This window comes from Acidibrevibacterium sp. (genome assembly GCF_049965395.1).
Taxonomy (GTDB): Bacteria; Pseudomonadota; Alphaproteobacteria; order Acetobacterales; family Acetobacteraceae; genus Acidibrevibacterium; species Acidibrevibacterium fodinaquatile.
The window spans coordinates 167796-188008 of record NZ_JBMFWJ010000001.1 but is presented as its reverse complement, the minus strand read 5'-3'; the positions used below and the strand labels follow the sequence as shown (position 1 = coordinate 188008).

13 protein-coding genes and 1 pseudogene are annotated in these 20213 nt (G+C 66.1%); 7 read left to right on the top strand and 7 right to left on the bottom strand.

Features of this window, described 5'->3' with window-relative positions:
* Window positions 1–73: 73 nt before the first annotated feature.
* The gene (locus ACP5M5_RS00915; protein ID WP_427934923.1) at window positions 74–1699 is read right to left on the bottom strand and encodes an MFS transporter; all 1626 of its coding nucleotides are present in this window, start codon (window positions 1697–1699) and stop codon (window positions 74–76) included.
* 249 nt (window positions 1700–1948) lie between these two features.
* Between ACP5M5_RS00915 and ACP5M5_RS00910 the strand changes: the two genes are divergently transcribed.
* Together ACP5M5_RS00910 and ACP5M5_RS00905 are read left to right on the top strand one after the other, a co-directional pair.
* Window positions 1949–3847 (top strand): AMP-binding protein, encoded by a 1899-nt coding sequence (locus ACP5M5_RS00910; RefSeq protein ID WP_427934922.1) that lies wholly within the window; start codon window positions 1949–1951, stop codon window positions 3845–3847.
* 309 nt (window positions 3848–4156) lie between these two features.
* The gene (locus tag ACP5M5_RS00905) at window positions 4157–7981 is read left to right on the top strand and encodes a glycoside hydrolase family 99-like domain-containing protein (RefSeq protein ID WP_427934920.1); all 3825 of its coding nucleotides are present in this window, start codon (window positions 4157–4159) and stop codon (window positions 7979–7981) included.
* Between the two features lie 85 nt (window positions 7982–8066).
* On the opposite strand, the gene ACP5M5_RS00900 is transcribed toward ACP5M5_RS00905, so the two are convergent.
* Window positions 8067–9368 (bottom strand): phospholipase D-like domain-containing protein, encoded by a 1302-nt coding sequence (locus tag ACP5M5_RS00900; protein ID WP_427934918.1) that lies wholly within the window; start codon window positions 9366–9368, stop codon window positions 8067–8069.
* A 108-nt stretch (window positions 9369–9476) separates the two neighbouring features.
* On the opposite strand from ACP5M5_RS00900, the gene ACP5M5_RS00895 reads away from it, so the two are divergent.
* The 5 genes and pseudogenes from ACP5M5_RS00895 to ACP5M5_RS00875 all read left to right on the top strand — a co-directional run.
* Entirely contained in the window at window positions 9477–12110 is a 2634-nt protein-coding gene (locus ACP5M5_RS00895) for a chemotaxis protein CheW (RefSeq protein WP_427934917.1), read from the top strand.
* A 13-nt stretch (window positions 12111–12123) separates the two neighbouring features.
* The gene (locus tag ACP5M5_RS00890; protein ID WP_427934916.1) at window positions 12124–12618 is read left to right on the top strand and encodes a chemotaxis protein CheW; all 495 of its coding nucleotides are present in this window, start codon (window positions 12124–12126) and stop codon (window positions 12616–12618) included.
* 22 nt (window positions 12619–12640) lie between these two features.
* Window positions 12641–13018, top strand: a complete 378-nt coding sequence (locus ACP5M5_RS00885; protein WP_114913685.1) for a response regulator — start codon at window positions 12641–12643, stop codon at window positions 13016–13018.
* The gene (locus ACP5M5_RS00880) at window positions 13015–14124 is read left to right on the top strand and encodes a protein-glutamate methylesterase/protein-glutamine glutaminase (RefSeq protein WP_427934915.1); all 1110 of its coding nucleotides are present in this window, start codon (window positions 13015–13017) and stop codon (window positions 14122–14124) included. Before ACP5M5_RS00885 ends, ACP5M5_RS00880 begins: the two co-directional genes overlap by 4 nt.
* Window positions 14121–14873: pseudogene (locus ACP5M5_RS00875) on the top strand (CheR family methyltransferase); the annotation flags it as partial. The gene ACP5M5_RS00880 and the pseudogene ACP5M5_RS00875, both read left to right, overlap by 4 nt.
* A gap of 41 nt (window positions 14874–14914) precedes the next feature.
* Here ACP5M5_RS00875 and cysC read toward each other — a convergent pair.
* The 5 genes from cysC to ACP5M5_RS00850 all read right to left on the bottom strand — a co-directional run bounded on the left by cysC (window position 14915) and on the right by ACP5M5_RS00850 (window position 20207).
* A complete protein-coding gene (gene cysC, locus ACP5M5_RS00870; RefSeq protein WP_427934942.1) occupies window positions 14915–16804 on the bottom strand; it encodes an adenylyl-sulfate kinase in 1890 nt (629 codons plus the stop codon).
* A gap of 80 nt (window positions 16805–16884) precedes the next feature.
* Window positions 16885–17679 carry a sulfate adenylyltransferase subunit CysD gene (cysD, locus tag ACP5M5_RS00865; protein WP_114913688.1) on the bottom strand — a complete coding sequence of 265 codons (795 nt, stop codon included), beginning with the start codon at window positions 17677–17679 and terminating at the stop codon, window positions 16885–16887.
* 8 nt (window positions 17680–17687) lie between these two features.
* Window positions 17688–18458, bottom strand: a complete 771-nt coding sequence (locus tag ACP5M5_RS00860; protein ID WP_427934914.1) for a phosphoadenylyl-sulfate reductase — start codon at window positions 18456–18458, stop codon at window positions 17688–17690.
* A 120-nt stretch (window positions 18459–18578) separates the two neighbouring features.
* Complete coding sequence (locus ACP5M5_RS00855; RefSeq protein WP_427934912.1) at window positions 18579–19535, bottom strand: 1-phosphofructokinase family hexose kinase; 957 nt, start codon at window positions 19533–19535, stop codon at window positions 18579–18581.
* A 9-nt stretch (window positions 19536–19544) separates the two neighbouring features.
* Window positions 19545–20207, bottom strand: a complete 663-nt coding sequence (locus tag ACP5M5_RS00850) for a BON domain-containing protein (protein WP_427934910.1) — start codon at window positions 20205–20207, stop codon at window positions 19545–19547.
* Window positions 20208–20213 lie beyond the last annotated feature (6 nt).

Sequence of the window (20213 nt, the reverse complement as noted above, 5' to 3'; positions counted from 1 at the left end):
ATGAATGGCCGCCGAAAACATGTCGAAAAGACGGGGGGTCCGCAACTGGCCTGCTGCGGGCACCCCTTTTTCCTCAGGCGTGAATGTCGACATCCTTGGTTTCATGCAGGAACAGCGCGGCGACCACGGCGTTGAGCGCCGCGACAAGGATCGGGAACCAGAGGCCATAATAGATATTGCCCGACCAGGCGACCAAGGCCGTCGCCAACAGCGGCAGGATGCCGCCGAACCAGCCATTGCCGATGTGGTAGGGAAGTGACATCGAGGAATAGCGGATCTTCGCCGGGAACAATTCGACGAGATAGGCGGCGATCGGGCCGTAGATCATGCCGACATAAGCGAGCATGATCCAAAGCCAGAGAACTGCGAGCGGCCAGTTGATCTTTGCCGGATCGGCTTTCGCGGGATAGCCGGCGGCCTTGAGGGCCGCCAAAATTTTGGCCGTATCCGCCCCTTCGAGGGTCGTCCCGGCAACCGTCGTCACCACGTCCTTGCCGGCGATACCGGGCAGGGACTGAAACGAGAGCCCGGATTTGGTCAATAGGTCCTTGACCTTGTCACAGGCGCTGAAATGCGACCAGGGGCCGACGAAAACATGGAAATTGCAGTTATCCGCGGCGACGGTGATCGGCGTTGCGGCCTGGAAGGCGACCAGATCGGGATTGACCGCGCTGCTCAGGGCATGAAACAGCGGCATCAAGGTCAGCGCCGAGAGCACGCAGGACGCGATCATCAGCTTCAGCCGGCCGATGCGATCGGAAAGCCAGCCGAAGAAGACGAGTGTCGGCGTGCCGAGCACGAGTTGCAGGCCAATCATCAGATAGGCGAGCTTGTAATCGAGATGCAGCGTGATGGTGAGGAAGAACAGCGCGTAAAATTGCGCCGTGTACCAGATGACGCCCTCGCCAGAGCAGGTGCCGAAAAGCGCGAGGGCAACGTATTTGTTGTTGGGGTAATGGAAAAAACTTTCGGTGAGCGGGGCCTCGGAGCGCCGATTTTCTTCCTTGATCCGCAAAAACACCGGGCTTTCATTGAGCTTGAGCCGGACGTAGAGCGAGATGATCAGCAGGATGAGCGACAGCAGGAAGGGGATCCGCCAGCCCCAGGCGGTAAAGTCGGCCGGGGCGAACGTCTCGCGGCAGGTATAGATCACCGCCAGCGAGAGCAAGAGGCCGAGTGAGCCCGTGGTCTGGATCCAGCTCGTCGCGTAGCCGCGCCCATTGGCGGGGGCATGCTCGGCGACATAGGTCGCGGCACCGCCATATTCGCCGCCGAGCGCAAGCCCCTGCAGGAGACGCAAAACGATCAAGAGAATAGGCGCCGCCCAGCCGACGGAGGCGAAAGTCGGCATTAGGCCGGTGCCGAACGTGGCAAGGCCCATGACCAGGATGGTGACGAGAAAAGTGTATTTGCGTCCCACCAGGTCGCCGATGCGCCCGAACACCAGAGCGCCGAAGGGCCGCACCATGAAGCCGACCGCATAGGCCGCGAAGGCGTTGAGGAGGGCGGCGGTGTCGTTGCCCTTGGGGAAAAAGAGGCCGGCGAAAAACGGCGCTAAGGTCGCAAAGATGAAGAAGTCATACCATTCGAACACGGTGCCAAGCGACGATGCAAAGATAACCTTGCGTTCCTCGGCCTTGGTGACAGGGGTTAGGTGGGAAAAGCCGGCGGTCCCGCGCGGGGCTTCGGTGTAACTCATGATGTTCTGTTCCTCCCATATCGCCGGTCGGCATTCGGTGCCGATCGATGGATTGACTGATCGCGTGTCCGGTTGCGGTTGGTCCGCAAACCTCATCATCCGCGGGTATCTTTATCCGCAACCGAGCCGGAATCCAGATATTTCACCCGGCATCGCCGGCCACGGCATTTCAGCCTCGAACTATTGCCAGAGCGGCGCGACGCGCGCAAGATTGCCGGCAGAGCTGGCGCTAAGACCGGGAGGACGGACATGACCCATCAAGAAAGCCGCTATGGCGAGGTCTATCAGGCTTGGCGGCGCGACCCCGCAGCCTGGTGGGCGGAGGCCGCGAGCGGCATTGCTTGGCACAAGAGCTGGGATCGGGTGTTCGATGCGACGATCGGCCCCTATGGCGTCTGGTTTCCCGGGGCAGAGCTTAATATCTGCGAGAATTGCCTCGATCGCCACGTCGCCGCCGGTCGCGGCGCGCAGCCGGCGTTGATCTGGGACAGTCCGCTCGCCGGGCGGGTCGAGCGCTTCACCTACGCCGAACTGACGGCGCGCGCGGCGCGGGTCGCCGGCGCCCTCAAGGCTCTCGGTGTCGGCCGTGGCGATCGGGTGGTGATCTACATGCCGATGGTCCCGGAAGCGGCGATCACCATGCTCGCCTGCGCCCGAATCGGTGCCATTCATTCGGTGGTTTTCGGCGGATTCGCTGCCGCCGAACTCGCCGCCCGCATCGCCGATGCCAAGCCGCTTGTGATCGTCGCCGCATCCTGCGGGTTGGAGCCTGGGCGCATCGTCGCCTATCAGCCCATCCTCGATGCCGCCTTGGCGCTTTCTCCGCATCAGCCGCAAGCGTGCCTCATCTTGCAGCGGGAGATGGCGTCAGCGACGCTGACCCCGGGGCGCGATCACGATTTTTTGACCGCGGAAGCGGCCGCGCACCCGGTCGCGCCGGTGCCGGTGCGCGCCACCGATCCCCTTTATATTCTCTATACCTCCGGCACCACCGGGCGGCCGAAGGGGGTGGTGCGCGATCACGGCGGATACGCCGTCGCCCTCAATCTCTCGATGGGGATGATTTACGGTCTCGGCGCCGGTGATGTGTTCTGGACGGCCTCTGATGTCGGCTGGGTGGTCGGGCACAGCTATATCGTTTATGCGCCGCTGCTCGCTGGCTGTACCACCGTCATGTATGAGGGCAAGCCGGTGGGCACGCCGGATGCCGGCGCGTTCGGGCGGGTGATCGCGTCGCACGGGGTAAAGGTTTTGTTCACCGCGCCGACCGCGCTTCGCGCCATCAAGCAGCAGGATCCCGAGGCCACACTGCTCACCGCCCATGATCTTTCGCGTTTTGAGGCGCTGTTTCTGGCTGGCGAGCGCTGTGATCCGCCGACCGCCGAATGGGCGGCGGCGAGACTCACGCGGCCGGTGATCGATCATTGGTGGCAAACCGAAACCGGCTGGCCGATCACCGCCGGATTCCGCGGGCTCGGCCTGTTTCCCTTCAAGCCCGGCTCGGGCGGCCGGCCGGCGCCGGGCTACGATCTGCACGCGCTCGACGATGCGGGCGCGGTGCTGGCGCGTGGCGTGAGCGGCAATCTCGCCATTCGTTTGCCGCTGCCGCCGGGGGCCGCGCCAACGCTTTGGCACAATGACGCAGGGTTTCACACCGCTTATCTCAGCGATTTTCCCGGCTGGTATCGCACCGGCGATGCCGGCATGATCGATGACGACGGCGATGTTTGGGTGATGGGCCGCACCGATGACATCATCAACACCGCCGGCCACCGGCTTTCCACCGGTGCGATCGAAGAAGTGCTGGCCTCGCACCCCGATGTCGCCGAATGCGCCGTTATCGGTGCTCGCGACGCGCTCAAGGGGCAGGTGCCGCTCGGCCTTGTGGTGCTCAAAGCGGGGGTCGATCGGGCGCCGGCGGATATCCGCGCCGAGCTGGTGCACCTCGTGCGCGAGCGAATCGGCCCGGTCGCGTCGTTCAAGACCGCGCTGATAGTGCCACGCTTGCCGAAAACCCGCTCTGGCAAAATTTTGCGCGCGGCCATCCGCCGCCTTGCCGACGGCGAAGCGGCCAATCCGCCGCCCACTATCGAGGATCCCGCCGCTCTCGACGATATCGCGACCGCCCTCGATGGGGCCTCACGCTGAGCCCCGGCGGCCCCGCCGCCAGCGAGAAATTGGCGTAATATCATTATCTTGACCGGGGGCTCCGGCCTTTCGCCGGAGGCGTCGCGCGCCCGTACCCACCGCTCAGAGGATTTCTGAGATGGATTTCACCTCGGAAGATACCCGCTTATCTCGCGGATCAGCCATGATCACTCGTTTAACGAGAGGTAAATTTTCTTCTTCTCTTTATGAGCGCATTTGGTTAATAAACTTTTGGTTTTGGCGTAATATGCGGGCGCACAATGCAACCAATATGGGAAATCATCGTCGACTCCCCGCGGGTGTGCGGGTATGGCGCCTGACGATTTCGCCTATGGCGCCGGTTATGGCGTCGGTCAGCTCATCCCCTATCCCGAGCTGACACGGCTCACCCCCGACGAGACGGCGCTCGCCGGCCGCGACACCGCGCAGGAGCTCGATATCCTGCGTTGCTCCGGTCTCTTCGACGCAGCGTTTTATCTCCATGCCAATCCCGATATCGCCAGCAGCGGCGTCGAGCCGCTGACCCATTACCATCTCCATGGCTGGGCGGAGCGCCGACGGCCGAATTTTTACTTCGACCCCGCCTTCTATCTCGACGAGAATCCCGATGTTCGCGCCGCCGAGATAGATCCCCTGCTGCATTATGTCTGGGCGGGCGAGCGGGAGGGGCGGCGGCCGGTGCTATACTTCGACCCGGCTTGGTATCGCGCCCGCTATGCCGTGCCCGAGGATGAAATTTGCCTCGCCCATTTCCTTGCCCGGCGCCTGAGCGGCGAGACCAGCCCGCTCGCCGAATTCGATTCCGCCTGGTATCTCAAGACCTATCCCGACATTGCCGCGGCCGGGATGGATCCTTTCGAACATTTCCTTGTCCAGGGCCATCGGGAAGGGCGCAACCCCTCGCCGGGGTTCGATGTCCGGTTTTATCGCCGGCGCTATCTCCGCGGCGCGCCGGACGAAAACCCGCTCTTGCATTATCTTCGGCATCGCGGTGAGCCCGGGATTCATCCGTCCTGCCCGCCCGATGAGGTCAGTCTGCCGCGGGAAATGCGGCGTAATACCCGCCCCGGCCTTCATTTCGAGACCGTCGAGCCGGTTCCGGCGACGCATACCAGCGGGGCAAAGGTACTCGCCTTCTACTTGCCGCAATTCCACCCTTGCCCGGAAAACGACGCCTGGTGGGGCAAGGGGTTCACCGAATGGACCAATCTCGGCCGCGCTTTGCCGCGTTTTGCCGGCCATTATCAGCCGCGCATCCCGCGCGATCTCGGCCATTACCGGCTCGATGGGGCGGAGACGCTGGCGCGGCAGATCGAACTCGCCAAGGGGGCCGCGCTCGGCGGCTTCGTCTTTTATTTCTACTGGTTCAACCGCCGCCGCCTGCTCGATCAGCCGATCGAGACCTTCCTCGCCAATCCGCACCTCGATTTTCCCTTCTGCTTGATGTGGGCCAATGAAAACTGGACCCGGCAATGGGACGGGATGGATCATCAGATCCTCATCGCCCAGGAATATCGCCCCGAGGATGAGGCGGCACTGATCGCTTGTTTCGCCCGCCATTTCGCCGATCCGCGCTATATCCGCATCTCGGGGCGGCCGCTGCTTTTCATCTATCGCGCCGCCCTGATCCCCGATTCGGGCGCTGCCATCGCCCGCTGGCGCCAGCGTTTCCGCACCGAGCATGGCGAGGATCCGCTCCTCGTCATGGCGCAGAGCTTCACCGATCACGACCCGCGGGCGCACGGGCTCGATGGCGCGGTGGAGTTCCCGCCGCACAAGCTCACCACCGGGCTCGAGATGATCAATGACCGGCTGGAGCCGTTCGATCCCGATTTCTCGGCCGAAGTCTACGATTACGACGATATCGTCATCCGTTCGCTGACCACCGCGCGGCCGGATTACCCGTTGATCAAGACCGCGATCCCGGGTTGGGACAATGATCCGCGGCGCGAAGGCGGCGGGCTCGTTGTCCATGGCGCGACGCCGGCGCGCTATCAGGCCTGGCTTGGCCGGCTGATCGATGAGGCGAGGGCGCGGTCGTTCCACGGCGAGCCCTTGGTCTGCATCAATGCCTGGAACGAATGGGCGGAAGGGGCCTATCTCGAACCCGACGTCCATTTCGGCGCGGCCTTCCTCAACGCCACCGGCCGCGCCATCACCGGCCGGCCGGCCTCTGCCGCCGGGCTCGTGCTCGTCGGCCATGATGCGCTCGCCCATGGCGCGCAACAGCTTCTGCTTCACCTCGGCCGCCATTTGCGGCGCCATGCCGGGCTCGCGGTGACGTTTCTGCTGCGTGACGGCGGGCCCTTGGAGGCGGAATACGCTAAAGTCGCGCCGACCCTGGTGGTGCGCGAGGATGACGCCTTCGCGGCGGCGGTGCAGATGCTCTATCACGAAAAAGGGGTGCGGAGCGCGATCGTCAACACCACCGCCGCCGCGGCGCTCTGCCCGCATTTCGCGCGCCACGGCATCGCGGTGACGTTGCTCGTGCATGAAATGCCGCGCCTGATCGAGGAGAAGCAGCTTCTCGGCGCGGCCCGCGCCGCCGCCGCACATGTTCGCCACGCGGTGTTTCCGGCAGCCTTGGTGCGCGAGCGTTTCACCGACCTCATCCCGCTCGCGGCGACAAAGACGCATATTCTGCCCCAGGGGCTCTATCAGGCGATCAGCTTCGATGCCGAGGCGCGCCGCACGCTTCGCGCACGGTTTGCCATCCCGCCCGACGCGGTGCTCGCGATCGCCGTCGGCTATGGTGATCTGCGCAAGGGGTTCGATCTTTTTCTCCAGACCTGGCGCGCGGCGCGGCGGCGGGCCCGCAGCGTGCATTTTGCCTGGGTCGGGCGTATCGACCGCCAGCTCGAAGCCTATCTCGGGCCCGAGATCGAGGCCGCGAAAGCCAGCGGCACCTGCCATTTCCCGGGCTTTTGCGACGATGTCGCGGCCTGGCTCTCGGCGGCGGACGCGTTGCTTTTGCCGTCGCGGGAGGACCCCTATCCGTCGGTGATGCTCGAAGCCGCGGCCGCCGGGATACCGGTGATCGCGTTTGCGCAAAGCGGCGGCGCGGCCGAGTTCATCCAGCGCGAGGCGGCGGGCGAGGTGGTTTCGTTCGCCGAGTGCGAGGCGATGGCGCGCGCTTTGCTCGCCCTCACCAAGACGATGCCGAGCCCCGAGGAGCGCCAGCGCCGCGGCGCCGCGACGGCCGCGAAAAGCGCCTTCGGCGATTATGCGAGCGGTCTCCTCGCGCTCGCCTTGCCGGATCTCGTCGATATTTCGGTGGTGGTGCCGAATTTCAATTATGCTCGCTTCCTGCGCGCGCGGCTTGCCTCCATTTTTGGCCAGACCTACCCGGTGCGCGAGGTGATCGTCCTCGATGACGCCTCGAGCGATGACAGTATCGCCGTCGCCGAGGCCACCGCCCGCGAGTGGCAGCGCGATATCCGCGTCATCGCCAATGCCCGCCCCTCGGGCTCGGTTTTCGCGCAGTGGCGGCGCGCGGCGGAGGTGGCGCGTGGCGAATTTCTCTGGATTGCCGAGGCCGATGACGCCGCCGAGCCACAATTTCTCGAAAAACTCGCAGCCAGCCTCGCCAACGCCGCCGATGCGGTTTTCGCCTTCGCCGACAGCCGCGCGATCGATGCCGAGGACCGGACGCTATTTGCGAGCTATCGCGGCTATTATGCCGAAGCCGCGGGTGAAGGCGCGCTCGGCGCCGATGACGTGTTTTCGGCGCGCGGTTTCGCCCGCCGCTTCCTCGCCGAGCGCAATCTGATCCTCAATGCCTCTTCGCTGCTGTGGCGCCGGCGGGCGCTGCTCACGGCGTTCGCCGGGGTTGGCGATGACCTCGCGCGGTTTCGCCTCGCCGGCGATTGGCGGCTTTATCTCGAAGCCTTGACCGGCGCCGGCGACAAGCAGGCCGGCGGCAGCGTCGCTTACGTCGCAGCCCCGCTCAATCTCCATCGCCGTCACGAGGCGAGCGTCACCGCGCGCCTCGATCCCACCGGCCATGTTGGCGAGATCCGCGCCATGCACCGTCTCGCCGCGGCCCGCCTCGGCGGCGGCAAACCCCTGCGCGCCCGGCAGGCGGCCTATCTTCACCACATTATCGCGACGCTGCGAAAACCGCAGAGGCGCTGATGCCACGGGAATCCCCCCCCGAGAAAACCGGATGAGAGTTTTTTTTGCGTCTTTTCTGACATCACAAGAGAAATATTCTTGTTCTTTAGAGTAAAAACTCAATGGCGCGCGCGCTTTCCTCCTCGAGTCGCTCGAGCAGCGAGCGGTGCGCCCAGGTTTGCGGGTCGATCGGACGCGAGGCGGCGACATCGTCGGAAAACAGCGCCTCCATCCGCTGGGCGAAGGCGCGATCGAGGATCACCGCGTTGATTTCATTATTATAGATCACGCTGCGCCAATCGAGATTGGCCGAACCGACGGTCGCCCAGAGATGATCGATCACCGCCGTCTTGGCGTGGAGGACGACCGCGCGCCGCTCATAGATTTTTACCCCGGCTTTCATGAGCGCCGCGTAATGGGCACGGCCGGCGGCGATCACGGTGGCGCTGGAGCTATGCGCCGGCACCACGATCTCGACATCGACGCCGCGCCGCGCCGCCGCTTCCAGGGCGCGGTCGAGATCGGGGGTCGGCGCAAAGTAGCCGGTGGTGAGGTGGATCGAGGTCCGCGCCAGTGAGATCGCCATAAGCAGCGTGCGGTAGATCAGCGTTCGATGCTGCGAAGGCGTGCCATCGATCGCCTGCACTAGGGCGTCGCCGCGCGGCGCAGCTGGCGGCGGCGGTGGCGGCGGGAGGGTCGGGCCGTGCTGGCCCTGCCATGTCTGCTCGAAAATCTGCTCGAACTGCGCGACCACCGGCCCCTCGATCCGCACATCGGTATCGCGCCAGGCCAGTTTCGTCGGGTCTACCGGTTGGCCGCGGCGTTTCTGGCGGCGAATGTCATAGACCTGGTTGATATTGACGCCGCCGGTGATCGCGATGGCGTTATCAACGACCAGGAGCTTGCGGTGGTCGCGCCGGTTGAGGTCGAGCGGCAGGCCGGTGAAGAACCCGACCGGGTGATATTCGAGCACCCGCACCCCACCCTGACGGAGCCGTTCGATCAGGGAAGCCGGGGTATCGAGCGAGCCGAAACTGTCGAAGATGAGGTTGACCTCGACCCCCTCCGCCCGTTTGGCGAGCAGGAGATCGCCAAAGCGCGCCCCTTCGACGGGATCGAACTCATAGCTCTCCATATCGATCCGTCGCCGCGCGCCGGCGATCGCGGCACGCAGCGCGGCGTAGGTCTGCTGGCCATCGGTGAGCAGGGTGACGGCGTTGCCGCCGACGAATGGAGTGTGGGTGATCCGCTCCTCCTGGCGGCGCATGAGGTCGAGGGTGTTGCTCGAATAGGCGTCCGCGCGCGCGGCGGCGGCGATATCGGCGTCAACCGCCGGGAGCTGCGCACAACCGGCAAGCGCGAGCGCCAGGGCGACGAGCGAGGGGGCCAGCGGGCGGCGTTTTCGCATGCGAATCATTCCGAAGCGCCGCTTCCTTTACTCTTTCTTTGGACCCAGGCGGCACACTAGGCGGCATCGTGAGGCGTCACACGCCGGATGCCGGGGAAGGAGAAGCTGATGGACGATCTGCTGGTCGACTTTCTGACCGAAACCAATGAGAGCCTCGCCGAACTAGATGTCGCATTGGTGAAGCTCGAACGCGCGCCCGACGACCAGGAGACCTTGTCGCTGATTTTCCGCCTCGTGCATACGATCAAGGGCACGTGCGGCTTTCTCGGTCTGCCGCGGCTCGAACGCGTCGCCCATGCCGGCGAGAACGTACTCGGCCGGGTGCGCGACGGCAAGCTCGCCGCGAGCAGCGATATCGTCAGCGCCGTTCTCGCCTCGCTCGACCGGATCAAGCTGATCCTCGCCGGCCTCGCCGAGACCGGGGCCGAACCGGCCGGGGATGATAGCGCCTTGATCGCCGCACTCGATGACGCCGCCGCCGGGCGTCTTGCCGCCGCGCCTGCCGCCGAGGCGGCGGCGCCAAGCCTCACGGCCGAAAGTGCGCCGGTGAGCGAGGCCGACACGACCGAGCCCGAACCTGCGACGGGCGAGGCGCCAGCTCCGCCGGTCATGACCGCGCCCTCACCCACGCCCGTTTCCCCCGCGCCCGCCCCGATGCCGGCGGCGGAGGCGCCGCGCGAGGGCGGCGAGGCGGTGGTCGCCGGCCAGACCATCCGCGTCGGCGTTGACGTGCTCGAACATCTCATGACCCTGGTGAGCGAGCTGGTGCTGACCCGCAACCAGCTTCTCCAGCTTGCCCGCACCCAGGAAAACAGTGCCTTCGCGGTGCCGCTGCAGCGCTTGTCGCACATCACCTCCGATCTTCAGGAGGGGGTGATGAAAACTCGCATGCAGCCGATCGGCAATGCCTGGAACAAGCTGCCGCGGCTGGTGCGGGATCTCGCCCATGAACTCGGCAAGAAAATCGATCTCGTGATGATCGGTGCCGATACCGAGCTCGACCGCCAGGTCTTGGAACTGATCAAGGATCCCCTCACCCATATGGTGCGCAACAGCGCCGATCACGGCCTCGAGCGACCGGAGGAGCGGCGCGGCGCCGGCAAGCCGGAAACCGGCCACATCACGCTCAACGCCTTCCACGAAGGCGGGCACATCATCATCGAAATCGCCGATGACGGGCGCGGCCTCGATCTCGCGCGCATCCGCGCCAAGGCGCTGGCGCAAGGCCTCGCGAGCGAAGCCGAACTCGCTGCGATGAGCGAGAGCCAGGTGCAGCGGTTCATCTTCCATGCCGGTTTTTCGACCGCCGCCAGCATCACCGCGGTCTCCGGCCGCGGCGTCGGGATGGATGTGGTGAAAACCAATATCGAGCGGATCGGTGGCACCATCGATCTCAAAAGCATCGCCGGCCAGGGCAGCACCTTCACCATCAAAATTCCGCTAACCCTCGCCATCGTCTCGGCGCTGATCGTCGAGGCTGGCGGGGAGCGTTTCGCGATCCCGCAGATCAGCGTCGTCGAACTGGTTCGCGCCGGCAGCGAAGGGAGCGCCGATGGCGATCAGCCGGTGATCGAGCGGATCAACGCAACGCCAGTGCTCCGCTTGCGCGACCGGCTGCTGCCGCTCGTCAATCTTCGCGATCTTCTCGAACTCGGAAGCGCGGAGGAGCGCGCGGGTGAGCTTTACATCGTCGTCGCTCAGGTCGGCTCGAGCCTACTCGGCATCATCGTCGATCGGGTATTCGATACCGAGGAGATCGTGGTCAAGCCGGTCGCGCCGATTCTCCGCCACATCACCATGTTCAGCGGCAATACCATTCTCGGCGATGGGTCGGTGATCATGATCCTCGATCCCAACGGCATCGCCCGTGCGACCGGCAGTGGCAGCGGCGGCGAGCAGCGCAAGCCAATCGCCGAGACCGTCGAGGATGCGACGTCCGCATCGAGCACCGCGATGTTGCTGTTTCGCGCCGGCGATGCGGCGCCGAAAGCGGTTCCGCTCGGCCTCGTCGCCCGCCTCGAGGACATTCCACGCGATCGGATCGAGACCTCGTCGGGGAAGATGGTGACGCAGTATCGCGGCCGGCTGATGCCGCTGGTCGCGTTCGATGGCGTGCGTAGCGAGGGCGAGACCCAGGCGGTGCTGGTGTTCAGCGACGGCGAGCACAGCATGGGGCTGATGGTCGATGAGATCGTCGATGTCGTCGACGAGGTGCTGCGCATCGAACTCGGGACGGAGGCGCCGGGGCTGCTCGGGACGGCGGTGATCGCCGGCCGCGCGACCGACGTCATCAACATCGATTACTGGCTGCGCGCGGCGCAACAGGACTGGTTCCGTGGCTCGAGCACGGATGCGGCCGCGACGGCGCCGCATATCCTCATCGTCGAGGACAGCGATTTCTTCCGCCAATTGCTGGTGCCCTCTCTCGCCGCCGCGGGCTATCGCGTCACCGCCGCCGCGAGTGCCGCGCAAGCGCTGAAACTCCGCGAGTCGGGCGCCAAGATCGATGCCATCATCTCTGACATCGTGATGCCGGACATGGATGGTCTCGCTTTCGCCCGCCAGATCCGCGATGGCGGTGCCTGGGCGTCGCTGCCGATGATCGCGCTCTCGGGCCGTGTCGAGCCGGCCGACATCGAAGCCGGCCGTGACGCCGGATTCACCGATTACGTCGCCAAATTCCAACGTGAGGCGCTGCTCGACAGCCTGCGGCAATGCCTCGGTCACATGGTCGATCAGTGAGGAAAGAAAACCGATGAGCGCAACCCTGATGGAAAGACCGCGCGCGGATGAGAGCGCCTATGATGGTGACACGAGCGGCGAGCAGGTTTTCGTTACCCTCACCCTCGCCGATCAGCTCTGCGGCATTCCGGTCTTGATGGTGCGTGACGTGTTGTCGGCACAGAACATCACCCGGATTCCGCTGGCGCCGGCGGAGATCGCGGGCAGCCTCAACTTGCGCGGGCGCATCGTCACCGCGATCGACCTTCGTCGCCGTCTCGGCCTGCCGCGGGTTGAGGGGGAGGCGGCACGGATGGCGGTGGTCACCGAGCAGAGCAGCGAACTCTACGCCTTCCTCGTCGATCAGGTGAGCGAGGTTCTCAGTCTCTCGGGGCGCGATTTCGAGCGCAATCCGCCGACATTGCCGCCGGTCTGGGCCAATCACAGCCGCGGCATCTATCGGCTTGCCGGCCGGCTGATGGTGGTGCTCGACGTCGCGCGCATCCTCGCTTTGGACCCGGTTCAATAAGTGACCAGCGAAGGGAATGCCGATGACCGCTGAGGGGTGCGTCTGTCTCGTCGTCGATGACAGTCGCGTCGTGCGTAAGGTCGCGCGACGCATTCTGGAAACCCAAGGATTCGCCGTCGAAGAAGCCGAGGATGGCCAGCAGGCGCTGGAGGCCTGCCGTCGACATTTGCCCGGCGTCATTCTGCTCGACTGGAACATGCCGGTGATGAACGGCATCGAATTTCTGCGCGCCCTACGCCAGGAGTTCGGCCCTGACCGGCCGACGGTGGTGTTCTGCACCACCGAGACCGAGATGAGCTTCATCGAGCAGGCGATCGAGAGTGGCGCTCAGGAATTCATCATGAAGCCGTTCGACGAAGGGATCCTGCTCGGAAAATTCGCTCAGGTGGGTCTGCTTTGATCGCCGCCAGCACGACGGCAGCGACGCCCCGGCCGGCCACGAACGGCGGCGAGGCGAAGATCCGTGTCGCCATTTGCGATGATTCCCTGGTCATCCGCGGCGCTCTCGCGCGGATGCTGGAGGCGGAACCCGATTTCGCCGTCGTCGCCCGCATCGGCGATGGGGCGCAGGCGGTGGCGACGATCCGGCGCCTGGCCACGACGACGCCGGTTGACGTCCTGATTCTCGATATCGAAATGCCGGTGCTGGACGGGATGGCAGCACTCCCGCAATTGCTCGAAGCCGACCCCGGATTGCGGGTCATCATGGCCTCGACGCTGACGACGCGGGGCGCGGAGATCGCGCTTCGGGCGCTCCGTCTCGGGGCGGCCGATTACGTGCCCAAACCGTCGAGTACGATGATCGCCGATGACAGCTTCCGCCGCGAACTGATCGCCAAGATCCGCGGCCTCGTTCGCCTGCGCCGGAGCCGGGCACGGCCGGCGCCGTCAGCGTCCGCGCCGCCGGTCGCGCTTCGTCCCGGGCTGGCACGGCCGCCCCGCTTGCTTGCGATCGGCAGTTCCACCGGCGGCCCGCAAGCCTTGTTCACGCTCATCCCCGCCCTCGGGAAGGCGCTTTCAGTGCCGGTGGTGCTCACCCAGCACATGCCGGCGACGTTCACACCCATCCTCGCCGAGCATCTTGGTCGCCTCGGCGGCATGCCGTGTGCCGAGGCGCGGGATGGCGAGGCGCTGCAGCCCGGGCATATCTATCTCGCGCCGGGTGACCACCATCTGTTGATCCAGCGCGACGGCACCACCTTGCGCGCGCGACTCAGCACCGATCCACCGGTCAATTTCTGCCGTCCCGCTGTCGATCCCATGCTCCAGAGTGCCGCCAGCGCCTGCGAGGGGCGGGTGCTCGTCGTGATGCTGACCGGTATGGGCCATGACGGGCGCGAGGGCACCAGCGCCGTGGTCGCCGCTGGCGGCGCCGCGATCGCTCAGGACGAGGAGTCGAGCGTCGTCTGGGGCATGCCCGGCGCCATCGCCCAGGCCAAACTCTGCCACGCGGTTTTGCCGCTGACCCGCATCGCGCCAAAGGTTCTGGAGATGATCAGACGATGACACCGGCGGCATTCGAGGTCTTTGCGAGCCTGCTCAAATCCCGCTCCGGCCTCGCCATCGGGCCGGACAAGACCTATCTCCTGGAAACTCGCCTCGCGCCCTTGCTGCGCGCGCACAATCTCGTCGATCTCGAGGCGTTGGCACTCACTCTGCGCAGCGGTGGCCATGCCGCGCTCGCCGCCGCGGTGGTCGAGGCGATGACCACCAACGAGACCTTCTTTTTCCGCGATGACAAGCCGTTTGCGCATTTTCGCAACCAGGTTCTGCCGCAGCTTGTTTCATCCCGTCCGCCCGGCGCCGGGCTTCGCGTGTGGTCGGCAGCGGCGTCGACCGGGCAGGAAGCCTATTCGCTGGCGATGATCGCGGCCGAGAGCCAGGCGCTGCTCGGCGGGCGGCGGGTCGAGATTATCGGCACCGATATCGCGCGCGAGCCGCTCGAGCGCGCTCGCGCCGGCCTATACACCCAGTTCGAGGTCCAGCGCGGCGTGCCCATGACCGCACTGGTCAAGCATTTCCGCAAGGAGCCGGAGGGCTGGCGGATCATCGAACCGCTGCGCGCCATGGTCAGCTTCCGGGAGTGGAATTTGCTCGCCGATCTCCGCCCGCTCGGCCAGTTCGACACCATTTTTTGCCGCAATGTGCTGATCTATTTCGATCAGCCGACCAAGAGCCGGGTTTTGGAGGCGATCGCCGAGCGGCTGGCGCCGGATGGCGTGCTCTATCTCGGCGGCGCGGAGACTATTCTCGGCCTGACCGAGCGCCTCGTCGCCGCGCCCGGCGGCCATGGCGTCTATAGGCGCGCCATGGCCGGCGCCTCTCCTGCCGCCTCGGCTCCCGCCGGCGCGGCCTCGCCGCCGGGCAAGACTTTGGGGGCGATCGCCTCGGCGATGAAGCCGATCAGCGCCTCGGCCGCCGCCGTCACCGACAGCCGTCCGGTATCGAGTCTGAGATCAGGCTTGGCGGGCGCTTCATAACTGCCATCGATGCCGGTGAAGCCAGGTAAAACGCCGGCGCGGGCCTTGGCGTAGAGCCCTTTCGGGTCGCGCGCCTCGCAGGTCGCGGCGTCGGCGGCGATGTGGATTTCGTGGAACAGGTCGCCGCCGATCCGCCGCGCCTCGGCGCGCATCGCGATTTGCGGTGAGATTAATGCGACGATGACGACGAGCCCGGCATCGGCCATCAGCCGCGCGACCTCGGCGGTGCGGCGGACATTCTCCTCGCGCTCGCGCGGCGAGAAGCCGAGATCGGCGTTGAGGCCGGTGCGCAGCGTGTCGCCATCGAGCACGACGGCATCGATACCATCGGCGAAAAGCCGCTGCTCGGCCTGGCGGGCGAGCGTCGATTTGCCGGCGCCAGGCAAGCCGGTGAGCCAGAACACAGCGCCACGATAGCCTTTCGCCGCCGCGCGCGCGGCATGCGAGACCGCGGCGTCGAGCGGGAAGACGTGCTCGCGCCCGGCGGCGACGCCAAGGATGGGCGCGCCGCCGACGATGTGCTGATGCCCATCGACCAGAACGCCGCGCCCGCCGCCCTCGGGGCGGAAGGGATCAAACAGCACCTCCTCGGCCGCCGTCAGGGTGATGTCGGCGAAGCCCTCCGGCGGTACTTCGGTGCCGGCCTCGGCCGAGAGATCATCGATCCGCACCACCCGCTCGATGGCGCTGACCCGGACCTTGTATTCGGCGGTCGCGAGGCGGAGCTGAAAGCTCTCGCCCAAGCGCAAGGGCTCCTGGCGCAGCCAGAACACCCGTGTCGCAAGGCGCCGGGCGCGCAGCGGCGCGGCGTTCGGATGATAGAGCAGATCGCCACGCGCGACTACCACCTCGGGCGCCAGCTCCAGTGCAACCGACTGGCCGGCGCCGGCGCTTTGCGCTGGCGGCGTCGGCCAGCCGGCGAGGGCGGTGATCGTCGCGCGATGGCCGGCGGCGCCGATCGCGACGGTATCGCCGGCGGCGAGCCGGCCGCTATCGATGCGCCCGACGACGAAACGCCGCTCCCCCTGGCGGTAGACGTCCTGGACCGAGAGGCGGAGCGGCCCCGCGGTCGCGGGCAGCGGGCGTGGCAGGGCGGCCAGCGCCTCGGTCAATGTCGGGCCGCGATACCAGGCGAGATGCGGCGAAGGCGCTGTGATATTGTCGCCATGACGCGCCGAGACCGGGATGACGGCGCGCGGCGTGATGTCGAGCGGGGTGAGAAGTGCCGTGAGCTGGCTGGCGACGGCGTCGATGCGGGTGCGGTCGAAATCAAGCAGGTCGGCCTTGTTCAAGACCACGATCACCTCGGCGACGCCGATCAGGCGGAGCAGCATGGCGTGCCGCCGCGTCTGGTCGCGCACCCCCTCGGTCACGTCGATGACGAGAACGGCGGCGCTGGCGCCGGCGGCGCCGGTGATCATGTTGCGCAGGAATTGGCGATGGCCAGGGGCATCGACGATGACGAAGCCACGCCCGCCGAGGGTGAAGGGCAGCCGCGTCGCATCGATGGTGACACCTTGGTCGCGTTCGGCCTGAAGGGAATCGAGCAAGAACGACCATTCGACGCCGAGCCCGCGCTTTTCGGATGATAGCTTGGCGGCGTCGAATTTGCCGGCGAGGAGATTATCGGTGTCGTGCAAAAGCCGGCCGATCAACGTCGATTTGCCGTGATCGACATGGCCGACGATGACGATCGGGGTCGGCATTTCGCCAGCAAATGGCGGGTTGGTGACGGGAGGGGCGGGATCGAATTCGGTGTTCATGGAGGGCTCCTTGCCGTGCACGCTCAGAGATACCCGGCGACGCGCAGCCGCTCGAAGGCGTCCTCCGATTCATGGTCCATGGCGCGGCCGGCGCGCTCGGGCTCACGCGTCGCATGAAGCTCGGCGATGATGTCCTCGACGGTGCCGGCCGTGCTCGCGACCGGGAAAGTAATGTCCTGGTCGCCGAGCGAGCGATAGCGTTTGCCGTCACGGGAAAAATAGAGATCAACGACGGGGATCTTCTCACGGGCGATGTAGCGCCAGATATCGATCTCGCGCCAGGCGAGAAGGGGATGGACGCGAACATGGGCGCCATCCTCGAGCGGGGTTACGAACTGGTCCCAGAATTCCGGCGGCTGGTTGCGGACATCCCAGCGGTGGCTCGCGCCACGCGGGCTGAAGACGCGCTCCTTGGCCCGGGTTGCCTGCTCGTCGCGGCGGATGCCGGCGATCACGCCGGCGAAGCGGTGGCGCTCGATGAGGGCGGCAAGGCCCGCCGTCTTGCGCGCCGCCGAGCGCGCCGCTGGCGGCAGGCTGGGGTCGATCTCCTCTACCGGCGGGCAGGTGCCGATGATCAGATCGAGCCCCCATTCTTGGGCGTAGCGTTCGCGGAAGGCGTACATTTCGGGGAATTTCTTGCCGGTATCGACATGCACCACCGGAAACGGCACTTGGCCGAGAAAGGCCTTGCGTGCCAGCCAGACGCAGACATTGGAGTCCTTGCCGAGCGACCACAGCATGGCGAGTGGCTTGAGGCGCTGATAGGCCTCGCGCAGGATAAAGATGCTTTGGCTCTCGAGATGGTCGAGATCGGTCATATCCGGGGTCATTCGGGGTGGTGTCTCTCGCTGGAAGGGCTCATCGACGACGCCGCGGCCCGATCGGATAGCGCGGCGCCGGGGAAGTGTATACCGCATTCGGTCTTAATTTGTCCTGACCAACGCCCGGCACGAGGATCTTCGTCGGGCGCGGTCGCGCGCGTGCAGGGGGCGCAGCCGATCGAGCGATACTGGCGCGCGGCCAAGGGATGTGGGGGCAGGGCGCGGGCGGTGAATTCGGCGGCGATGCGGGCGGCGTCCCAGTCGGCGAGCGGGTTGAGTTTGATCTTGCCCGCCGCGATCTCGATGAACGGCAGGCCGGCGCGGGTCGCCGCCTGAAAACGCTTGCGGCCATTGACCCAGGCGTCGAACGGCGCCAACGCGGCGGCAAGCGGTGCGACCTTGCGCCGGGCGCAGCAGGCATCGGGATTGAAATGCCAAAGCGTTCCATCCGGATCGTCGCGCGCCAATGTCTCCCGATCTGGGGAAATATCGCGGACGTCGCGCAAGCCGAGATGGGCCGCAAGCTCGCGGCGATAGGCGAGGGTTGCGGGGAAATGCTGGCCGGTTTCGAGGAACAGGACCGGGGTTGCCGGATCGATCTCGGCGACGAGGGCAAGCAGCACGGCGGATTCGGCGCCGAAGGACGAGACCACGGCGATGCGGCCGACAAAAGCGACGGTGAGCGCGTGGCGCAGCAGGGCAATCCCGTCGAGCGGCGTATCGCGCGCGGCCGCGACGGGCAGCGGGTGAGGCGGGGCGGGGAGAAACGGGGGCATGGCGGTGGCTCGGCGACAGGGAGGCCGGCATTTAGCCCTAATTTCACTAACAAACAAGGTGAAATTTTATAATATATCAAACTAGTGTATATATTTATAATTAACAGAAATTCATCGCTATTAAGCCGATCCTCCGGCGCTTTTGGCGCGCAAGGCGGCATAGCGCCGTTCGACGGCGCTTCGCGTGACGCGCGCGGTGCCGATCCCGGCGATCGCCACGGCGCCGGCGGCAAGCCCCCAATCGAGCGCATCCTCGGGTGCAGCCCCACGCGCCAAGGCGAGCACCATGGCGGCGAGAAACGCATCGCCGGCACCCACCGCGCTATGGACCTCGGCCGGCGGCGCCTGGCGGCGGAGGACGCCGGCTTCACTCGCCAGGATCGCACCGGCGGCTCCGAGCGTCACCACCACCATCCGCGCCGCGCCATTGCGCACCAGGGCGAGCGCTTCCTTCTCCTGCGCCGCCGGATCGGGAAGGGTGCGGCCGACCAATATTTCGAGTTCGCGCAGGCTCGGCTTCAAAAGCGTGATGCCATGCCCGAGCGCGGCGCGCAGAGCTTCGCCAGAGGTATCCAGCACGAAAGCCTGACCGCGCGCCGCCGCGAGACGCGCGGCTTCGGCATAAATCCCGACCGGCACCGCGCGCGGCAGGCTGCCGCTCGCGACCACATAGTGCTCTGATGCCGCCGGGAGAGCGGCGAGGGCGGTGTGCCATTCGGCGTCCGACAGCGTTGGCCCTTCCGGCACGAAGCGATATTCGCGCCCGCTGGTCTCTTCGCGGAAGGTAAACGAAACCCGAGTCCGACCGGCGATCGGCACGCGATGGCGCGGCACCCCGGCCTCCTGGAGCAATGCATCGAGAAACCGCCCGGTCACGTCGCCCGCGGCAAAGATCGCCAACGTCTCGCCGCCGAGCGCATGCACGACGCGCGCGACATTGACGCCGCCGCCACCGGGATCGACATGCTCGTCATGGGTGCGGATTTTGTGGGTCGCGGCAATCACCGGGGCGGTGGAGACGAAATCGACGGCCGGATTGAGGGTCCAAGTGACGATGCGGGGTGGCGTCCGGGTCATGGCATCGGCTCAGGGCACGACCCGCATCCGGTCGATCACATTTTCGACCCCGGTGGCCGACCAGGCGGCGTTTTCGGCGATGCGACGGGCAGCGAGGCTTCGCACCTCGCCGGCGAGCGTGACTTCGCCACCCTGGGTCACGACCGTGATGCGCGAGGCGTCGATCTCGGCGTGGCGGGCCAGCGCCCGACGCACGGCGTCGTGGATATTGGAGGCGCCTCGGGGCGGGCGGACGACGATCTCGTTCTTGATCGCAACCACGCCGGCGAGCGGCTGCACCCGCGCCTCGACATCCTCTTTCTGGTATCGCCAATCGACCGCGCCGATCAGGGTCACGACCCCGGCCTCGACCTTGACCTGGATCCGCCCCTCGGGAATCCGCGCGTCCCAGCGCAGGATGCTCGCGATGCGGTGGGCGATTTCCTCGTCGGAATGGCGGGCCTCGCGGTTGAGGCGAACCTCGATGTCCTGGGCGAGGCCGAGCACCCCGCGGACATGCCAGACCGCGCGCTCGGCGGCTTTTTTCTCGGCGTAGCTCGCGACGAAGCCGCCCAAGGTGACGATGCCGTCACGGACATGGACGGTGATGTTCGTTGCATCGACGTGCGGCGCCCATTCCAGCTCTTCCCGCACGAGACCGTCGAGAACGAGGTCATCCCTATGATCGGACATGGTCGG